The organism is Kitasatospora sp. NPDC023120 (assembly GCF_055560835.1).
Map to the genome: position 1 here is coordinate 155,519 of NZ_JBVHHY010000003.1, position 15,167 is coordinate 170,685.

Below are 15,167 nucleotides of genomic sequence, written 5' to 3' on the forward strand. Positions count from 1 at the left end.
GGAAGTTCCAGCGCGCATAGCTTGATCCTTCTATTTTTCACCGCACAGGAACCCCGTTCCTAGGTAAGCGCCCTCCGCCGGCGCACTAAGGCGGCTACGGTCCAAGAGCAGAAGCAGTGGAGGGGAAACCAGTGAGTCAGTGGCAGGACTTCACCACGGGCGAGCGGATCAAGATGCTCCGAGGGAAGGAGACGCAGGCCGAACTGGCGGAACGTAGCGGGCTGTCGAAGCACACGATCCAGAAAGCCGAGCAGGACAAGACGGTGTCATTGCCGACGCTGCTGCTACTGGCGGAGGCGTTGCACTCCGACGTCTCGGTGATTCTCGGCCAGCAGGCCCCGCGGCGCGGGATGGGACGGGACGAGCGCTCGATGCTGCGCGAGCTGTCCCGGACGGTTCACGACACCGCTGCTGGTGTCCTCGCCGACCCGGCCGAAAGCGCGGCTCCGGGCCAGGCCGACCTCGCCGAGGCCGCCGAACGGATGTGGCGGGTCTACTGGCGCGGGGCGTACGCCGAGGCCGGTTCGTTGGTAGCGCCCTTCCTGCGGTCGGTGGCGCTGTTCGCCCAAGCGGCGTCGGTCGACCAGGAAGCAGCTGCGGCCGGCCTGATGTCAGATGCCTATCGTGCAGCCGGGTTGATCGCCAACTTCCTTGGTGCGAGGGATTTGGCTTACTCGTCGGTCGGCCACGCCCTCCAGCACGCGAAGCTGGCAGCCGATCCGGTGCGAGTGTCGATGCTGGGCTCCGCGCGGGCGCGGGTGCTGCTGCGGGACGCTCGGGTGGAACAGGCGCTGCGGGAGGCCGAAGCCGCCGCGACCCGTGCCGAGCCGAGGTTCTCCGAGGCCGGAACAGGGTTGCTGGCCGCGTACGGAAAGAACATCACCTTCGCCGCCGTCGCGGCGAGCCGGCTCGGGGACTCCGACCGGGCTGCTGATCTGCTCTCCCAGGCGCATGCGGTGGCGGCGCGGTTGGGGCGCGACGTCTTCGGAAACGGTATGCAGTACGGTCCGAGCTATGCGGGTGCGCAGGCCGTGGGGATCAATGTGACCCTCGGGAACGCGGCCAAGGCACTGGACCTCTCCCGGCGGTTCGATCCGTCCGGCCTTACGCAGGCGGCGCACAACCGGATGCAGCTGGACATCGCGCTCGCCCAGTGCGACTCGCGACAGTGGGAATCCTCCCTCGACACCCTGCTTGAGGTCTGCTCGGCGCATCCGGAGTGGGCCAAGCACCAGGCCATCCCCGGGGTGATCATCCAACGGGCAGGTCGCGCTGGGAACAGCCGAATCCGCAAATTGTCTGAGATCCTGGGGACCTCGCCGGTCGTCCGGTGAGCACTGCTCCGACCCCTCAGCCTGGGAGTGCCCGTTGTCGTCCTACCGCGGCCTGATACTCGACTTCGCGGGAGTGATGACCACTCCGATCGGCCAGTCCTCGCGGGTGTGGTGCACCAGCGAGGGGCTGCCGGCCGATGCCTGGCGGCGGACGCTGGAAGACGATCCCGCAGGGCGGGCACTGTACGTGGAGCTGGAGCTCGGCCGGATGCCGCAGGTCGAATGGAACCGGCAGACAGCGGCGCTCATGGGCGTCTCCGGGGAGAACCTGATGGGGCGCGCCCACGGCAGGGTGAGGGCAGTGCCGGAGATGGTGGAGCTGGCGGAGCGCGCCCGATCCGCCGGCATCGTCGTGGCCCTGCTGTCGAACAGCTACGGCTTCGACCCTTACAACCCGTATTTGGAGACGGGGATTTGGGACCTTTTCGATGTGCGAGTCATCAGCGGACTTGAGGGAGTCGCGAAGCCGGACCCAGTGATCTACCAGCGCACGCTGGAGCGCATGGGATTGGTCGGCCCCGAGTGCGTCTTTGTGGACGACCACCGACCGAACCTGGTGCCCGCCGAAGCCCTGGGGATCACGACCGTTCTCGCGGACGGCCCCGGCACCGCCACCAAGGTGGCCCAGCTGCTGGACGTGGACCCGGTCGAACCGAGCCCAGCGGCCTGCATCTGACGCTGCGTCATGGTGCTGCAGCGGAAGTCGTATGCCCCGTACGACTTCACCCTTCCGCGATCTTCGGAAGTCGTACGGCTCGCGGGTTCGCTTAGAGCGACGTAGCCGTGACAGTAGTGGCATGCCTTCGGACGTGCCGCGATCGCCGGGCCGGGTGCCCGTAGCGATCTACATCGCCTCGCCGGGTGGAGACCCGGGCGGCGTGTTGGAGACCCACTGCCGCCAGTACGCGGAGACCCGCGAGTGGGTGGTTGCTGCCGTGTTCATCGACGCGGGGCTACTGCCCCCGGTGGAGGAACGAGTGGGCTGGCGTGGCGTGCAGGACACGCTGGAGGCCGGCACCGCGCAGGGCGTGGTGACGTGGACCCGTTCGATGCTGGTTGATACCGCCGAGGCTTGGGAGTGCTTGGCGGTGGTCGTCGGTGAGCTGGGCTCGTTTCTGGCGGCCGGAGCGCTCGACACCCCTGGCCAGGCCCTGTACGGCCGCCGCTCGGAGCAGGTACCCGTCAGCCGTCGCCCGGATGCGCATCGCGCCACACGCGCCGGCACCCCACGGTCGGCGCCCGCACGCGAACCGGGCAGCCCGTGACGGGTGGCCCTCTACGTTCAGCCGTTCCTTCCACCACCCCCGCACACCGTCTGTCCAAGGAGCAATCGTGCAGCCATCACACCCGCAGCCGCCCTTCCTGGGCGACTTGGTAGCTGGCACCGCTGGCGCCGTGGCCGCCGTCCACGTGAGCCCCGAGGGGCTCGTTGCGGGCACCTCGCCCGGAGTCGACCGCGACGAGGCGGACAAGTGGGCTGCCGCGATGGCAGCGCTGAGTGCCGTGAGCACCACCGGCGTCGACATCGTGGGGCGCGTCGCCTCCGGTGGCGGCGGCGGGTGGGGGCACAGCATCATCGAGGACCGGTACGGCCAGAACCTCACGCTGGTGGGCGCGCCGGACAAGTCGATGCTCGCCGTGGTCTGCACCAAGGACACGGATCTGGGCGAGCTGCTGGAGCGGATGATCGGCCTTGCGGAGCAGGGCGTCCTCGCGCTGGTGGCGGCGTGAAGGCGGCACCGGTCGGGCGTGCCGGCCGGGGTTGCCCGCGGCCGGCTCCCCTGCCGGATGTTCTGGGCGCCCCTCACTTTGTCGACCCGCAGAGCCCGGGGATGACCGGGCTCGCGTCGTACCTCGTCCGGCGCGGCGCTCGGGTGACGGTCGCGCCGGAGCAGGAGGGCCCTGGGGGCGAACTGCTTCGGCGGCTCGGCCGCACCGGCGTCATGCTGCACCCGGTGGTGCCGGGCACGACGACCTCGCTGATCTGGGGCGGGCACGACGCGGCGGTGCCGGAGATCCTGAACCTGGCGACGGGCCGGGGTCTGCCGTCGCTGGGCTACTCCCGCGCGGTGGAGCTGCTGGCCAAGACGGTGCCCACGACCGTGGCCGTGGTGGGCAGCCACACCGTCGCGACCGCCGCCGCCGCGCTGACCTGTGCCCTCACTGCTCGCGACCCGGGCTGGATTCTCGACGCTGCCCCGATCGGCGACGCGGCCGGCTACGACGGCAGCGGCGACGTCCTGGTGGTGGACCTGGTCCCCGACTCCGCTCTGCACGAGGCACCGCTACCCGGCTGGACTCACCGCGCCCTGGGAGCCGGGCTGCGCCCGGCGGTCACCCTGGTCACCGCAGTGGATGCGGCGCCGCCGGCCTTCAGGACCCACGAGGAGGCGTTGGACGAGATCGAGGCCCTGGCCCGCCGCAGCGAGAGCGTGGTGGTGTGGGCCGGCCAGCCGGGCTGCGACGAGCTGCTGGAGCGCCTGCGCCTGACTCCCGGCCCCAGGGTGGTGACAGTGGGCCGGGGCCAGGGCATGGACGTGCAGGTCCTCCAGCAGCTGTGGAGCGGGGAGGACCACCACCTCACCATCCAGGCCGGAGGCGACCGGGCCACTCTCACCGTGCCCGTCACCGGCAAAACGGCCGCTCTCGGCGTCGCGGCGGCCTGCGCGACCGGCTGGACGCTCGGCCTGCCCCTCGCCGACGTCGCGGACGGACTCGGAGCGTTCCCGGGCGTCCAGGGCTCGCTCACCCGGCTGGGCTCAGCAGGCGGCGTCACCGTCGTCGAGTCCCGTGCCCAGCACCCGGACGAGATCGCGGCCGACCTCCAGGGTGCCCGGATGCTCACCGAGGGCGCGGTGGTCGCGCTCTACGAGCCTGTCGGCCACCTGCGCACCGCTGCGCTCGCCAGGCGGATCGCCGAAGCCCTCACCGCCGCCGACCACACCGTGCTCCTGCCCGTCTGCTCGACCCCTTCCCGATCCCAGCGACACTACGACGACGGCACCGAGGCGCTCCTCCGCACCAGCTCGGAGAGCACGTTCGTGGCGCCCGAGCCCGGACCCGACCAGCCGGCCCCCGAGGCCCTGGCCGCCGCCCTCGTCCACCGCGGCGACCTGATCGTCACCATCGGCCGCGACTGCGCCCGCCGGATCGGCCCCCACCTGCTGGCCGCGCTCGACCGGCCCCAGTCCACCCAGTAGCCGCTCGGCCCCCTGCCCCCGCACCTCATCCCTTTACGAGGAGTGTTGTCATGCCCCCTCTCATGATGGCCAGGCCCGACTTGTCCGAGGCCGATGTCCTGCTGCTCCGTGAGGTGGCTCGCGGATCTCTGAACGCTGCGGTCAGCCGCGCCACCGGTATCGAGAAGTCGGCTGTCGGCGCCGCCATCGCCGCGTTGACGGCCAAACTCGGTACGCCGCACCGCTACCGTGCCGCCGCCCTCGGAGTGGGCTGGGGGTTCGTTCGAGCCGAGGACGTGCCCGCACGCGACCTCACCGACCTCCGGCTCCCTCGCCGTCACCACGAGATCCTCACCGCCCTCGTCGCGGGAGAGGCCATGCCGGCGACCGCCGCGCGGCTGGGCCTGAGCGAGGCGACGGTCAGGACCTACATCCACCAGATCCTCGTCGCACTCCGCGTCCGTTCCCGCGAGGAGGCGGCGGCCGTCGCACTGCTGTCCGGCGTCGTGACGCAACGGGTCCTTGGAGAGGGCTGGCCGGACGTCCCGCTCAGCGGGGGCGGCGAGCAGTCGCCCCCGCCGAGCGAGAGCTGACCCGGCGCTGCCCCGCCTCCCTTCCACCCACCGTCAGGACCACCCACCATGCCCCGCACCCTGTCCGCCCCGCCGATCGAGGACCACGCCCTGATCGGCAACACCCGCTCCGCTGCTCTCGTCACCCGCGACGGGACGATCAACTGGATGTGCTGGCCCCGTTTCGATTCCGACGCCGTGTTCAGCGCGTTGCTCGGCAGCGACCAGCACGGGTTCTGGCGCGTCGCCCCCGCGCGTGACGGCGACGGTGCGCCGACGCCCGGCACTCGGCGCCGCTACGTGGGGGCCTCCTCGGTGCTCGAACAGGAGTGGAGCACCCCCTTGGGCTCGGCCCGCGTCACGGTGTTCATGCCGGCGCCCGATGCGACCGGGTTCGCCCCGGCCCGGCTCGTGTGGATCGTCGAAGGGCTCACCGGCCAGACCGCGTTCGCTTCCGAGTTCCATCCGCGCCCCGGCTACGGGAGCCTCAGCCCGGTCTTCCACCGCGTCGAGTGCACCGGTCAGACCCGGCTCGTGGCCACCAGCGGACACGACGTCTACTGGCTCGACGGCCCGCTGCACTCCGTAGGCCAGCAGGGCCCGGCGCAGGCGGACTTCACGGTGACGGCCGGCCAGAAGGTGGTGCTCTCCCTGTCCTGGCAGCTCGCCGGACTGCCGCTGCCCGCGCCCGACGATGGCCTGACCGAGCTGGCGGACACCCTGCGCTTCTGGGAGTCCTGGGCGTCCGCGTGCACGTACGGCGGCCCGCTGCGGTCGGTGGTCCTGCGGTCCGTCGTGACCCTCAAGACCATGTGCTCGATGTTCGGCGGGATGGTCGCCGCTCCCACGACGTCGCTGCCCGAGGCCCTGGGCGGTGAGCGCAACTGGGACTACCGCTTCGCGTGGCTGCGCGACTGGTCGCTGGCGATCAAGCCCCTGAGCCGGTGCGGATTCCTGGACGAGGCCAGGGTGTTCCGCGGTTGGCTGCTGGCCTTCGTCGACCCCACCGACCCGGGTGTGCTCTACGGCATCGGCGGCGAGATGGGCATGGAGGAGTACGTCCTGGAGCACCTGCCCGGCTACGAGGGCTCCCGTCCGGTCCGGGTGGGCAACGGCGCCGCCGGCCAGCTCCAGCTCGACGTCGCGGGCGAGGTTGTCGACGCCCTGCTGGCTGCCGAGGACGCCGGGCTCGACCCGGACCCGGACGCCGACCGGTGGCTGCTCCTCCAGGCCGACGTACTGGAGCAGCGGTGGCGCGAGCCGGACGAGGGTATCTGGGAGGTGCGCGGGCCGCGCCGGCACTTCACCCACTCCAAGATCCTCGCCTGGGTGTTCTTCGACCGGCTCGTCACGCTGCTGGAGCGCCGGGCCCAGGCCGCCCCGGCGAGGCTGGAGCACCTGCGCGCGGTGCGCGACGAGATCCACGCCGACGTGTGCGCGCGGGGTCTGGACCAGCGTGGGGTGTTCACGCAGTACTACGGCGGCGAGGACCTGGACGCCGCTCTCCTGCTGATCCCCGCGCTCGGGTTCCTGCCCGGCGACGACAAGCGGGTGATCGCCACTGTGGAGGCGGTGCAGCGCGAACTCGCCAACGCAGACGGTCTGGTCCACCGCTACCCGACTCAGGATTCGGGCGCGAACGTCGACGGCCTGGCCGGTCGCGAGGGCGCCTTCCTGCCCTGCGCGTTCTGGCTCGCCGACGCCCTCCACGCCATCGGCGACGAGGAGGCGGCGTTTGAGCTGCTCGGCCGTCTGCTGGTGCTGCGCAACGACCTCGGGTTGCTCGCAGAGGAGTACGACCCGGTGGCCGGGCGCCAGTTGGGGAACTTCCCGCAGGCGTTCTCCATGCTCGCCTTGGTCGACTCCTGCCTCGCCCAGCAGCACCAGGCTGTCGCACTGCCCGCCCAGCGCAGGTCCGCGCAGGCCGGAACCGGTGCCGGCCCGGCGCTGCCCATCCTCACGGGGGTGGAGGCGTAGTGACCCACAGCTCGGTGAGCAACCGCATCGACGGCTCCTCCCAGGTCCGTAACGCCGTCCAGGCGCGCGACGTCCACACCATCCATTTCCACCCCGAGCGGCGGGCCTGGCCGACCCCGCGGCAACTCCCCGCCGTGCCTGCGGTGTTCACCGACCGCACGGAGGGGCTCGCCTTCCTCGACTCTGCACTGGCCGACCCGCCCCCGACCACCGCACCGGTCGCGGTGATCAGCGGCCCGGACGGCGTCGGCAAGCGCACCCTCGCCGCCCGCTGGGGCCACCGGGCCGCCGCCCGTTTCCCGGACGGCCAGCTGGTCGCCCGGCTGCGCGCCGCCGGCCGCCCGGCTCCGGTCGCCGAGGTGACCCGGGCCCTGCTGCGGGCACTCGGCCTCGGCGACGGCGAGGCACTGCCGTGGCATACCGATGAGCTTCTGGCGCTGTGGCGGTCGGTGAGCGCCACCCGGCGGCTGCTGGTGGTGCTGGAGGACACCGACGCGGCCGAACAGGTGCTGCCGCTGGTGCCCGCCAGTTCGCAGTGCGCGGTCGTCGTGACCAGCACGATGCCGCTGCCCGCCCTCGCCGCCCACGGCGCACACCACCACCGGCTGGAGGCGCTCTCACCCGAGCACACCCTGCTGCTGCTCGGTCGGATCGTCGGCCAACAGCGGGTGCACGCCGAGCCGCAGGCCGCTGCCGCGCTGGCGCGGGCGTGCGGCGGCATCCCGCTCGCGGTCGGCTTGGCCGCAGGGGAGGCCGTCCTCGACCCGGCCCGGCCCCTCAGTGAGCACCCGGCGCTTGCCGCACCCACGACTTCGGAGGCTGTCACGATGACGACCGCGCTCGTTTACGAGTCGCTGCCCGAGCCGGAGGCCCGGCTGCTGCGGCTCCTGGCGCTGCTGCCCGCACCCGACTTCGACGTGCTCACGGCCGCTGCGGCGACCGCGACCCCGGTCGTCCAAACCGTGCAACTGCTCCAGGACCTCACCGCCCGGCACCTGTTGGAGCACGCCGGCCGGTTCGCCGGCCGCGGCGAGGTGTTCCGGTTCCGGCCTGCCCTGCGCGATCAGTTCTGCGCCGCCGCTCTCGGCACGGACCCGAACGAGATCCGGACCATGGTCGTCCAGCGCTACCTGGACGTCCTGATCGCAACGGCGCACGCCACCGTCCAGCAGCTCACCCCGCACCACCGCGTGCTGCCCCGCGAGTACCGCCACCTGCCCAGCGAGCCAGTCCATTTCGACTCGGATCACACCGCCCTGGCGTGGCTGGAGAGCATCACGCCCGCCGTCCAGCCCGCCCTCGACGCCGCGCGGGCCCTCGGCGAGCACCAGGCGCTGGTCACCTTGATCTACGACCTCTGGCCGCTCTTCCACCGCCTGCGGCGGCTCGACCTGAGCGCTGCCGTCCACGAGCAGGGCCTGCGATCCGCCCTGATCTGGGGCGACCGCCTGGCGATCCGCGAGATGACCACCACCCTGGCCCTGGCGCTGAAAGGCACCGGTCGGCTCGCCGAGGCCGGCCAGCGCTACCAGGAAGCCCTCGACCTGGCGAGTGCCGACGAGGACCTCGGTGGGATCGCCCAGTGCACGATGGGCATCGGCGCGTGCCTGTGGACCGGCGGGCAGTACGCCGACGCGGTGACCCACCTCAGTGAGGCTGCCCGCATCTACGAGGACCTCGAAGACCTCCGCGGCGCCGCGCTGGCGGACATCCTGCTCGGCTCGGCCGCCGCCCGCCAAGGATTCCCCGATGACGGAGTGGCGCCGCTCTCGGAGGCCCACGCGAGTCTGGCCCTGCTCAAGCCGCCGGACCCGCTGAACGCCAGCCGGGCCCTGGCCTTCCTGGGTGAGGCTCACTCCCTGGCCGGACGACACGACCTCGCCGTCACCGCCCTCACCCAGGCTCTGGAGGGCTTCGAGGCGATCGGCCACGCCCACTGGGCCGCCCACGCCACGGAGTTCCTCGGCCAGGACGCCGAGCGTTCCGGGTCGAAGGAGGCGGCGCTCGCCTGGTACAGCGCCAGTCTCGACCGGTATGCCGCGCTGGCCTCCGTCCGGGACATGGAGCGCCTGGACGCCCGGATCACCCGGGCAAACAGCCCGTGACCGCAACCCCGATGACCCCGACTGCCCTGGCTAACCACTGAGGGTGTGATACCCCGGGCAGCCGGCCCCCGGACTCCCCGGCCCATCCCGCTTCACCTGGCCGAATGTCCACCGGTGACCCGGTGGGCGGCGCCAACGACGCCGCCGCCCACCGGCCACCACCGACAGTGGCGAACCGTACGCTGTCAGCTTCGAACTGCGATCTCGATATGCGCAGTTGACTGATCATCACACGAGAGAGAGTCCCCATGCCCGACACGGTGGAGACCGACGTCACCAGCACCGACACTCCCGAGCAGCTGCGCTCGGCGATGACGGACAAGCTGCTCGCGGAAGGCAAGATCACCAGCGAAGGCGTCGAGCGCGCGTTCCGCACGGTGCCCCGCGAACTCTTCGTCCCCGAGGCACCCGCGAAGCAGGCGTACGACGTGGACGACGTCGTGATCACCAAGCGGAACGAGCACGGCGTCGCGATCAGCTCGGTCTCCGCTCCCCGCATCCAAGCGTTCATGCTGGAGCAGGCCGACCTCCAGCCCGGCCACCACGTCCTGGAGATCGGCTCCAGCGGCACCAACGCCGCGATGATCGCCGAAATCGTCGGGCCGGACGGCGAGGTCACCACCCTGGACATCGACCAGGACGTTACCGACCGCGCCACGAGGGGCCTGACCGCCACCGGCTACGACCGGGTGCACGTCGTCCTCGGCGACGGCGAGCACGGCTGTGCCGCCCGCGCGCCCTTCGACCGCATCCTCGTCACGGTCGGGGCCTGGGACATCCCGCCGGCCTGGGTGGACCAGCTCACCGAGCACGGCACCATCACGGTCCCGCTGCGGATGCGCGGTGTCTCGCGCTCGATCACCCTGCGCCGCGAGGGCGACCGCCTGGTGAGCGTGTCCGCCGAGATGGCCGGCTTCGTGCGGATGCAGGGCGAGGGCGCGCACGAGGAACAGTTGCTGCTCCTGGACGGCGAGGAGGTCGGGCTGCGGTTCGACGAGGAGCCGCCGACCGGCGCGGAGCTGCTCACCGGTGCGCTGGACACCGAGCGCGCCGAGGAGTGGAGCGCGGTGACGGTTGGGCAGACGGAGCCGTTCGACTCCCTGCACCTGTGGCTGGCCAGCGCGCTGAGCGGCTTCTGCATGCTGTCCGCCACTGCGGAGACCACGCTCGTCGCGCCTCAGAACCGCATGGCCTGCCCGGCGTTCACGGACGGGTCGAGCCTGGCCTACCTGGCGCTGCGCAAGGTCAGCGACGAGCCGAAGACGTTCGAGTTCGGCGCGCGCGGGCACGGGCCCGAGGGGGCGAAGCTCGCCGCCGAGCTGGCCGAGCAGGTCCGGGTCTGGGACCGCAGCCACCGCTCCGGACCGGCGCCGAAGTTCACGGTCTACCCGGCCGGGACGCCGGACGACCTGCTGGGTGAAGGCCGCGTCATCGACAAGCGGCACACCCGCATCACGATCTCCTGGCCCTGATCAACGGGCCAGGCAGGAGAAGGAATCCAACTACCCAAGGAGGGGATCAGCATGGCGCCTCAGACGCTCATCGCGCCGCAGACCGAGAACGCCTCGGTCGTTAGCCTCGACGGCTCGGACTTCGACCTCGACCCGGCCATCGTGGAGAGCGGCGACGTGTTCGCGAACCTGCTTCGCGACACGAACGACAACTGCGGCAGCACCTGCTCGGGCTCCGCGTGCGCGAGCGGGGGCGGCAACGTCGCCTGATCTGAGTACCCGCTGAACGTTCGGCGGACGGGCCGGGACAGATTGCGTCCCGGCCCGCCCGCCGGGCCCTTTCTCCGTCTCTTGTGGGGGTGATGAGCGTTGTACCGCGCCGTGGATGCCGTCCTGCTCAGGGCGGCGGCCGTGCCGGTCAAGCAGGAATGGCCGGACCTGGCCGGTGGGGACGCCGGGCAGTGGCGGACCTGGCTACAACGGGTCTGGTCGAACGAGGAGTTCGCCGAGGCGGTGACGATGGCGAGCCCGGTCGTGGCCGACCGGGTCCGGACGGTGGCAGCCGGACAGGCCCTGCCGGACCGGCAGCTGCGCCGCCTGACGGTGTCGGTCCTGCGCTACCTGCTGCGGGCCGGCGGGAGGGCGACGCCGTTCGGACTGTTCGCCGGCATCGCCCCGGCCCGGATCGGGGACCGGCTCGCCCTGTCCCTCGGCGGCGGGCACCGGGCGGTGGCCAGGCCGGACGCGGCGTGGCTATCGGACGCCATCGCCGCTCTGGAGTCCGACGCGCAGCTTCTCGACCGCCTGACCGTCGTGGCGAACCCGCTCTGCTTCGCCCGGGGGGACCGCCTCGTGGTGCCGTGGCAGGCCAGCCCAAGGCCCGGGGGCGATCCGGTGGAGGTGGCCGTGCGGCGCACCAGGCCCGTCGAAGCGGTGCTCGGCACCGCCGCCGTCCCGGTGCGCGTCGCCGTGCTGGCCCGGCAGCTCACCGCGGACTTCCCCGCCGCCGCGCCCGGCTCCGTGCGGGGCCTGCTGTCCTCGCTGGTCGCCCAGCGGGTTCTGCTGACCGCCCTTCGGCCGCCGATGACGGCCACCGACCCGCTCGCCCACGTCCTCGCGGTCCTGGACCAGGCCGAGGCCGACACCGTGCCGGCCGTCGCCCCGCTGCTCGACCTGCTGCGCGAGACCCACCGGGCTCTGCAGCGTCACAACGGCGCCGACAACCCAGGCGAGCGGCGCGAGCTGCGCGCGCGTCTCGCCCCCACCATGACGAAGGCCCTGGCCTGCGAGAAGCCGGTGATGCTGGATCTGCGGCTCGACGCCGCCCTCACGCTGCCCCGCCAGGTCGCGGCCGAGGCCGAGGCCGCGGTGAATGTGCTGACCCGCCTCACCCCGCAGCCGGACGGGAACCCGGTGTGGCGGGACTACCGGGACCGCTACCTGGACCGGTACGGCACCGGCGCGGTCGTGCCCGTCCTGGAGATCACCAACGCGGACGCCGGGATCGGCTTCCCCGCCCGCTACCGCGAGGCCCTGCACGAGATCCCCCGCCCGTCCCTGACCGGCCGCGACGCCCGGCTCCTCGCCCTGGCCCAGGCCGCCGCCGTCGAGGGGCGCACCGAGACCGTCCTGGACGAGCAGGCCGTCACCGACCTCGCCCGCGTGCCCGCCGGCCACCACGCCCAGCCCCACGCCGAGCTGACGTTCACCATCACCGCGCCGACCCGGGCCCGCCTGGACACTGGTGACTTCACCCTCACCGTCACCGGAACGCCCCGCGCGGCCGGGACCACCGCCGGCCGGTTCCTGCCCCTGCTCGACGCCGACGACCGCGACCGCATGATCGCCGCGTACGCCGCCCTGCCGACCCTGGCCGCCGAAGCGATCTCCGTGCAGGTGTCCGCCCCGCCCCTGCACACCCGGGTCCAGAACGTCGGCCGCGCTCCCGCCGTCCTCCCCCTGCTCGTGCCCCTGGCCGAGCATCCGGCCCCCGCCGGGCCCGAGGTGCTGGACCTTCACGACCTGGCGGTGTGCGGCAACGACGAGCGCATGTGGCTGGTCTCCCTGTCCACCGGCCGCCCGGTAGAGGCGCGGGTGATGAGCGCAGTCGAGTTCCGCAACACCACCCAGCCCCTCGCCCGGTTCCTGTGCGAGATCACCACCGCCCACACCCCGACCTACACCGGCTTCGACTGGGGCGCCGCCGCCCAGCTGCCCTTCCTGCCCCGGATTCGCTACGGCCGCACCGTCCTGGCCCCGGCCCGCTGGCGCCTGACCGCCGCCGTGCTTCCGCCGGCCACCGCCCCATGGCCGAAGTGGCGCGAGGCCGCAGAACGGTGGCTGACCCTCTACCGCGTCCCGGACCGGGTGTTCCTCACCCAGCACGACCTGCGCCTTCGCCTGGACCTGAGCGAGAGCGCCCACCTGGTCCTGCTGCGCGATCACCTGGCCAGCCACCCGGCGGCCGAGCTGACCGAGGCGCCCGCCGACGACGCGTTCGGCTGGATCGACGGCTGCCCCCACGAGATCACGATGCCGCTGGCCACCACCCTCCCGCCCGTACCCACCGCCCGCCGCCACCCGGTGCTGCTGCGCGCCCAAGGCCACCTGCCCGGCGCCACCGCCTACCTGTCCGCGAAGATCTACGGCCACCCCCACCGGCACACCGAGATCCTGACCGCCCACCTGCCCGCGCTGCTCGCCGAGTTCGTCACCACACCCGAGTGGTGGTTCCTGCGCTACAAGGACCCCGACCCGCACCTGCGGCTGCGCCTTCCCCTGCCGGACACCTCCGCCTACGGCCCGGCCGCCCTGCTCCTCGGAGCCTGGGCCGCCCAGCTGCGCGACCTCGGCCTCATCACCCACCTCCAGCTGGACACCTACCAACCCGAGGCCGGCCGCTACGGCCGCGGCCCGGCGCTGGCCGCCGCCGAGACGGCTTTCGCCGCCGACTCCCGAGCCGCCATCGCCCAGCTGCACCTGATCGCCACCTCCGGGCTCGACCCGCGAGCGGTCACCGCGGCCGGGATGGCGGCCCTGGCCACCGGCTTCCACGGCGGCGCCGACGCGGGGATGCGCTGGCTGACCTCCACCATCCCGCCCGGCTCACCCGGCCCGGTCCCGCGCGAGGTGCACCGGCAGGCCGTCCGCCTCGCCAACCCCGACCACGACCGGTCGGCCCTTCGCGAGACCCCGGCCGGAGCCGACGTCGCCGACGCCTGGGCACAGCGGGACCTGGTGCTTGCCGACTACCGCGACCACCTCACCGCCGCCGACCCCGACGACGACCAGGTGCTCCTGTCTCTGCTGCACATGCACCACGTGCGGGCCCTCGGGATCGACCGGGACCGGGAACGGCTGTGCCACCGCCTGGCCCGCGCAGCCGCGCTCTCCTACACCGCGAAGGCCACGCGGTGACCCGGGCCACCCAGTCCCTGGCCAAGGGAGCGGCGGGCCAGGCCCTGCTGAGCATCGAGCAGGCCGCCGCCGGGCGGGGGAGCTGGAAGAGCGTCCATGCCCTCCTCGCCGAGGCGATGACCGGCGGCGTCAGCGCGGGCCCCGGCATGGGGCTGTTCTACGGGGCGCCCGCCGCCGCCTACGCCGTCCACACCGCGACCATCGGCCCCGGCCGCTACCAACGGGCGATCCAGGCCCTGGACGCAGCCGTGGAGTCGACGACCCGCGCCCGGCTTGCCGCCGCGCATGACCGCATCGACCGCGGCCTCACCCCGGAGTTCTCGGAGTTCGACCTGCTGTACGGGCTGACCGGCATCGGCGCTCACCTGCTGCGCCATCACCGAGGCGGCGAGCTGCTGGAGGAAGTCCTCGCCTACCTGGTGCGCCTGACCGACCCACTGCCCAACGGCCTGCCCGGCTGGTGGACCCACCTCGCCCCCTCCGGCGAGCGCTCACCCGAGTACCTGGGCGGGCACGGCAACCTCGGCCTGGCCCACGGCATCGCAGGCCCCCTGGCCCTGCTGTCGCTGGCCACCCGCCACGGCGTCACCGTGCTCGGCCAACCGGTGGCCATCCGCCGCATCCTGGCGTGGCTCGACGCCTGGCGTCAGGACGGACCCACCGGACCGTGGTGGCCCGAAGCCGTCACCCGCCCCGAGGAAGCAGCCCGCCAAACCCGCCAGCCCGGACCGCTGCGCCCGTCGTGGTGCTACGGCACCCCCGGGCTCGCCCGCGCACAGCAGCTCGCGGGCCTCGCGCTCGCCGACACCGCCCGCCGGCAGCTCGCCGAGGCGGCGGTGCTCGGCTGCCTCACCGACCCGCACCAGCTCGACCGGCTTCCCGACGACGGCGGGCTGTGCCACGGCACCGCCGGGCTCTACCAGAGCGTGTGGCGCATCGCCCAGGACAGCACCGATCCGGCGTTCGACCAGCACCTGGACGTGCTCGCCGGGCTGCTGCCCGAGCCCGGCGAGGTACTGGCGGGCCTGCTCGACGGGACCACCGGCACCGCCTTGGCCCTCGCCACCGCCGCCGCCGGCGCCGCGCTGTCCGGCTGGGACTCCTGCCTGCTCCTCAACTGACCGATCCGGAA

12 protein-coding genes are annotated in these 15,167 nt (G+C 72.7%); all 12 read left to right on the forward strand.

Going from position 1 to position 15,167, the window contains the following annotated elements; genetic code table 11:
- Positions 1–131: 131 nt before the first annotated feature.
- The 12 genes from ACZ3TI_RS05585 to ACZ3TI_RS05640 all read left to right on the forward strand — a co-directional run bounded on the left by ACZ3TI_RS05585 (position 132) and on the right by ACZ3TI_RS05640 (position 15,156).
- Entirely contained in the window at positions 132–1,334 is a 1,203-nt protein-coding gene (locus ACZ3TI_RS05585; RefSeq protein ID WP_465723683.1) for a helix-turn-helix transcriptional regulator, read from the forward strand.
- A 34-nt stretch (positions 1,335–1,368) separates the two neighbouring features.
- Complete coding sequence (locus ACZ3TI_RS05590; RefSeq protein ID WP_465723685.1) at positions 1,369–2,010, forward strand: HAD-IA family hydrolase; 642 nt, start codon at positions 1,369–1,371, stop codon at positions 2,008–2,010.
- A 121-nt stretch (positions 2,011–2,131) separates the two neighbouring features.
- Complete coding sequence (locus tag ACZ3TI_RS05595) at positions 2,132–2,599, forward strand: hypothetical protein (RefSeq protein WP_465723687.1); 468 nt, start codon at positions 2,132–2,134, stop codon at positions 2,597–2,599.
- A 67-nt stretch (positions 2,600–2,666) separates the two neighbouring features.
- Positions 2,667–3,065 carry a hypothetical protein gene (locus tag ACZ3TI_RS05600; protein WP_465723689.1) on the forward strand — a complete coding sequence of 133 codons (399 nt, stop codon included), beginning with the start codon at positions 2,667–2,669 and terminating at the stop codon, positions 3,063–3,065.
- A 101-nt stretch (positions 3,066–3,166) separates the two neighbouring features.
- Complete coding sequence (locus tag ACZ3TI_RS05605) at positions 3,167–4,534, forward strand: Mur ligase domain-containing protein (RefSeq protein WP_465723691.1); 1,368 nt, start codon at positions 3,167–3,169, stop codon at positions 4,532–4,534.
- Positions 4,535–4,584: 50 nt separating this feature from the next.
- Positions 4,585–5,106, forward strand: a complete 522-nt coding sequence (locus tag ACZ3TI_RS05610) for a helix-turn-helix transcriptional regulator (protein WP_465723693.1) — start codon at positions 4,585–4,587, stop codon at positions 5,104–5,106.
- A 48-nt stretch (positions 5,107–5,154) separates the two neighbouring features.
- A complete protein-coding gene (locus ACZ3TI_RS05615) occupies positions 5,155–7,062 on the forward strand; it encodes a glycoside hydrolase family 15 protein (protein WP_465723695.1) in 1,908 nt (635 codons plus the stop codon).
- 14 nt (positions 7,063–7,076) lie between these two features.
- The gene (locus ACZ3TI_RS05620; RefSeq protein ID WP_465723697.1) at positions 7,077–9,167 is read left to right on the forward strand and encodes a tetratricopeptide repeat protein; all 2,091 of its coding nucleotides are present in this window, start codon (positions 7,077–7,079) and stop codon (positions 9,165–9,167) included.
- A 248-nt stretch (positions 9,168–9,415) separates the two neighbouring features.
- A complete protein-coding gene (fxlM, locus tag ACZ3TI_RS05625; RefSeq protein WP_465723699.1) occupies positions 9,416–10,639 on the forward strand; it encodes a methyltransferase, FxLD system in 1,224 nt (407 codons plus the stop codon).
- Between the two features lie 51 nt (positions 10,640–10,690).
- The gene (locus ACZ3TI_RS05630) at positions 10,691–10,888 is read left to right on the forward strand and encodes an FxLD family lanthipeptide (RefSeq protein WP_465723701.1); all 198 of its coding nucleotides are present in this window, start codon (positions 10,691–10,693) and stop codon (positions 10,886–10,888) included.
- Positions 10,889–10,987: 99 nt separating this feature from the next.
- On the forward strand, positions 10,988–14,035 hold the full coding sequence (locus tag ACZ3TI_RS05635) for a lantibiotic dehydratase (protein WP_465723703.1): 3,048 nt from the start codon (positions 10,988–10,990) through the stop codon (positions 14,033–14,035).
- Positions 14,032–15,156 carry a lanthionine synthetase C family protein gene (locus tag ACZ3TI_RS05640; protein ID WP_465723705.1) on the forward strand — a complete coding sequence of 375 codons (1,125 nt, stop codon included), beginning with the start codon at positions 14,032–14,034 and terminating at the stop codon, positions 15,154–15,156. The genes ACZ3TI_RS05635 and ACZ3TI_RS05640 overlap by 4 nt, the downstream gene beginning before the upstream one ends.
- The last annotated feature ends 11 nt before the right edge of the window (positions 15,157–15,167 follow it).

Coding starts and splice junctions, on each gene's coding strand:
- ACZ3TI_RS05595 (WP_465723687.1), top strand. CDS start 2,132: ATGCCTTCGGACGTGCCGCGATCGCCGGGCCGGGTGCCCGTAGCGATC.
- ACZ3TI_RS05610 (WP_465723693.1), top strand. CDS start 4,585: ATGCCCCCTCTCATGATGGCCAGGCCCGACTTGTCCGAGGCCGATGTC.
- ACZ3TI_RS05605 (WP_465723691.1), top strand. CDS start 3,167: ATGACCGGGCTCGCGTCGTACCTCGTCCGGCGCGGCGCTCGGGTGACG.
- ACZ3TI_RS05615 (WP_465723695.1), top strand. CDS start 5,155: ATGCCCCGCACCCTGTCCGCCCCGCCGATCGAGGACCACGCCCTGATC.
- fxlM (WP_465723699.1), top strand. CDS start 9,416: ATGCCCGACACGGTGGAGACCGACGTCACCAGCACCGACACTCCCGAG.
- ACZ3TI_RS05630 (WP_465723701.1), top strand. CDS start 10,691: ATGGCGCCTCAGACGCTCATCGCGCCGCAGACCGAGAACGCCTCGGTC.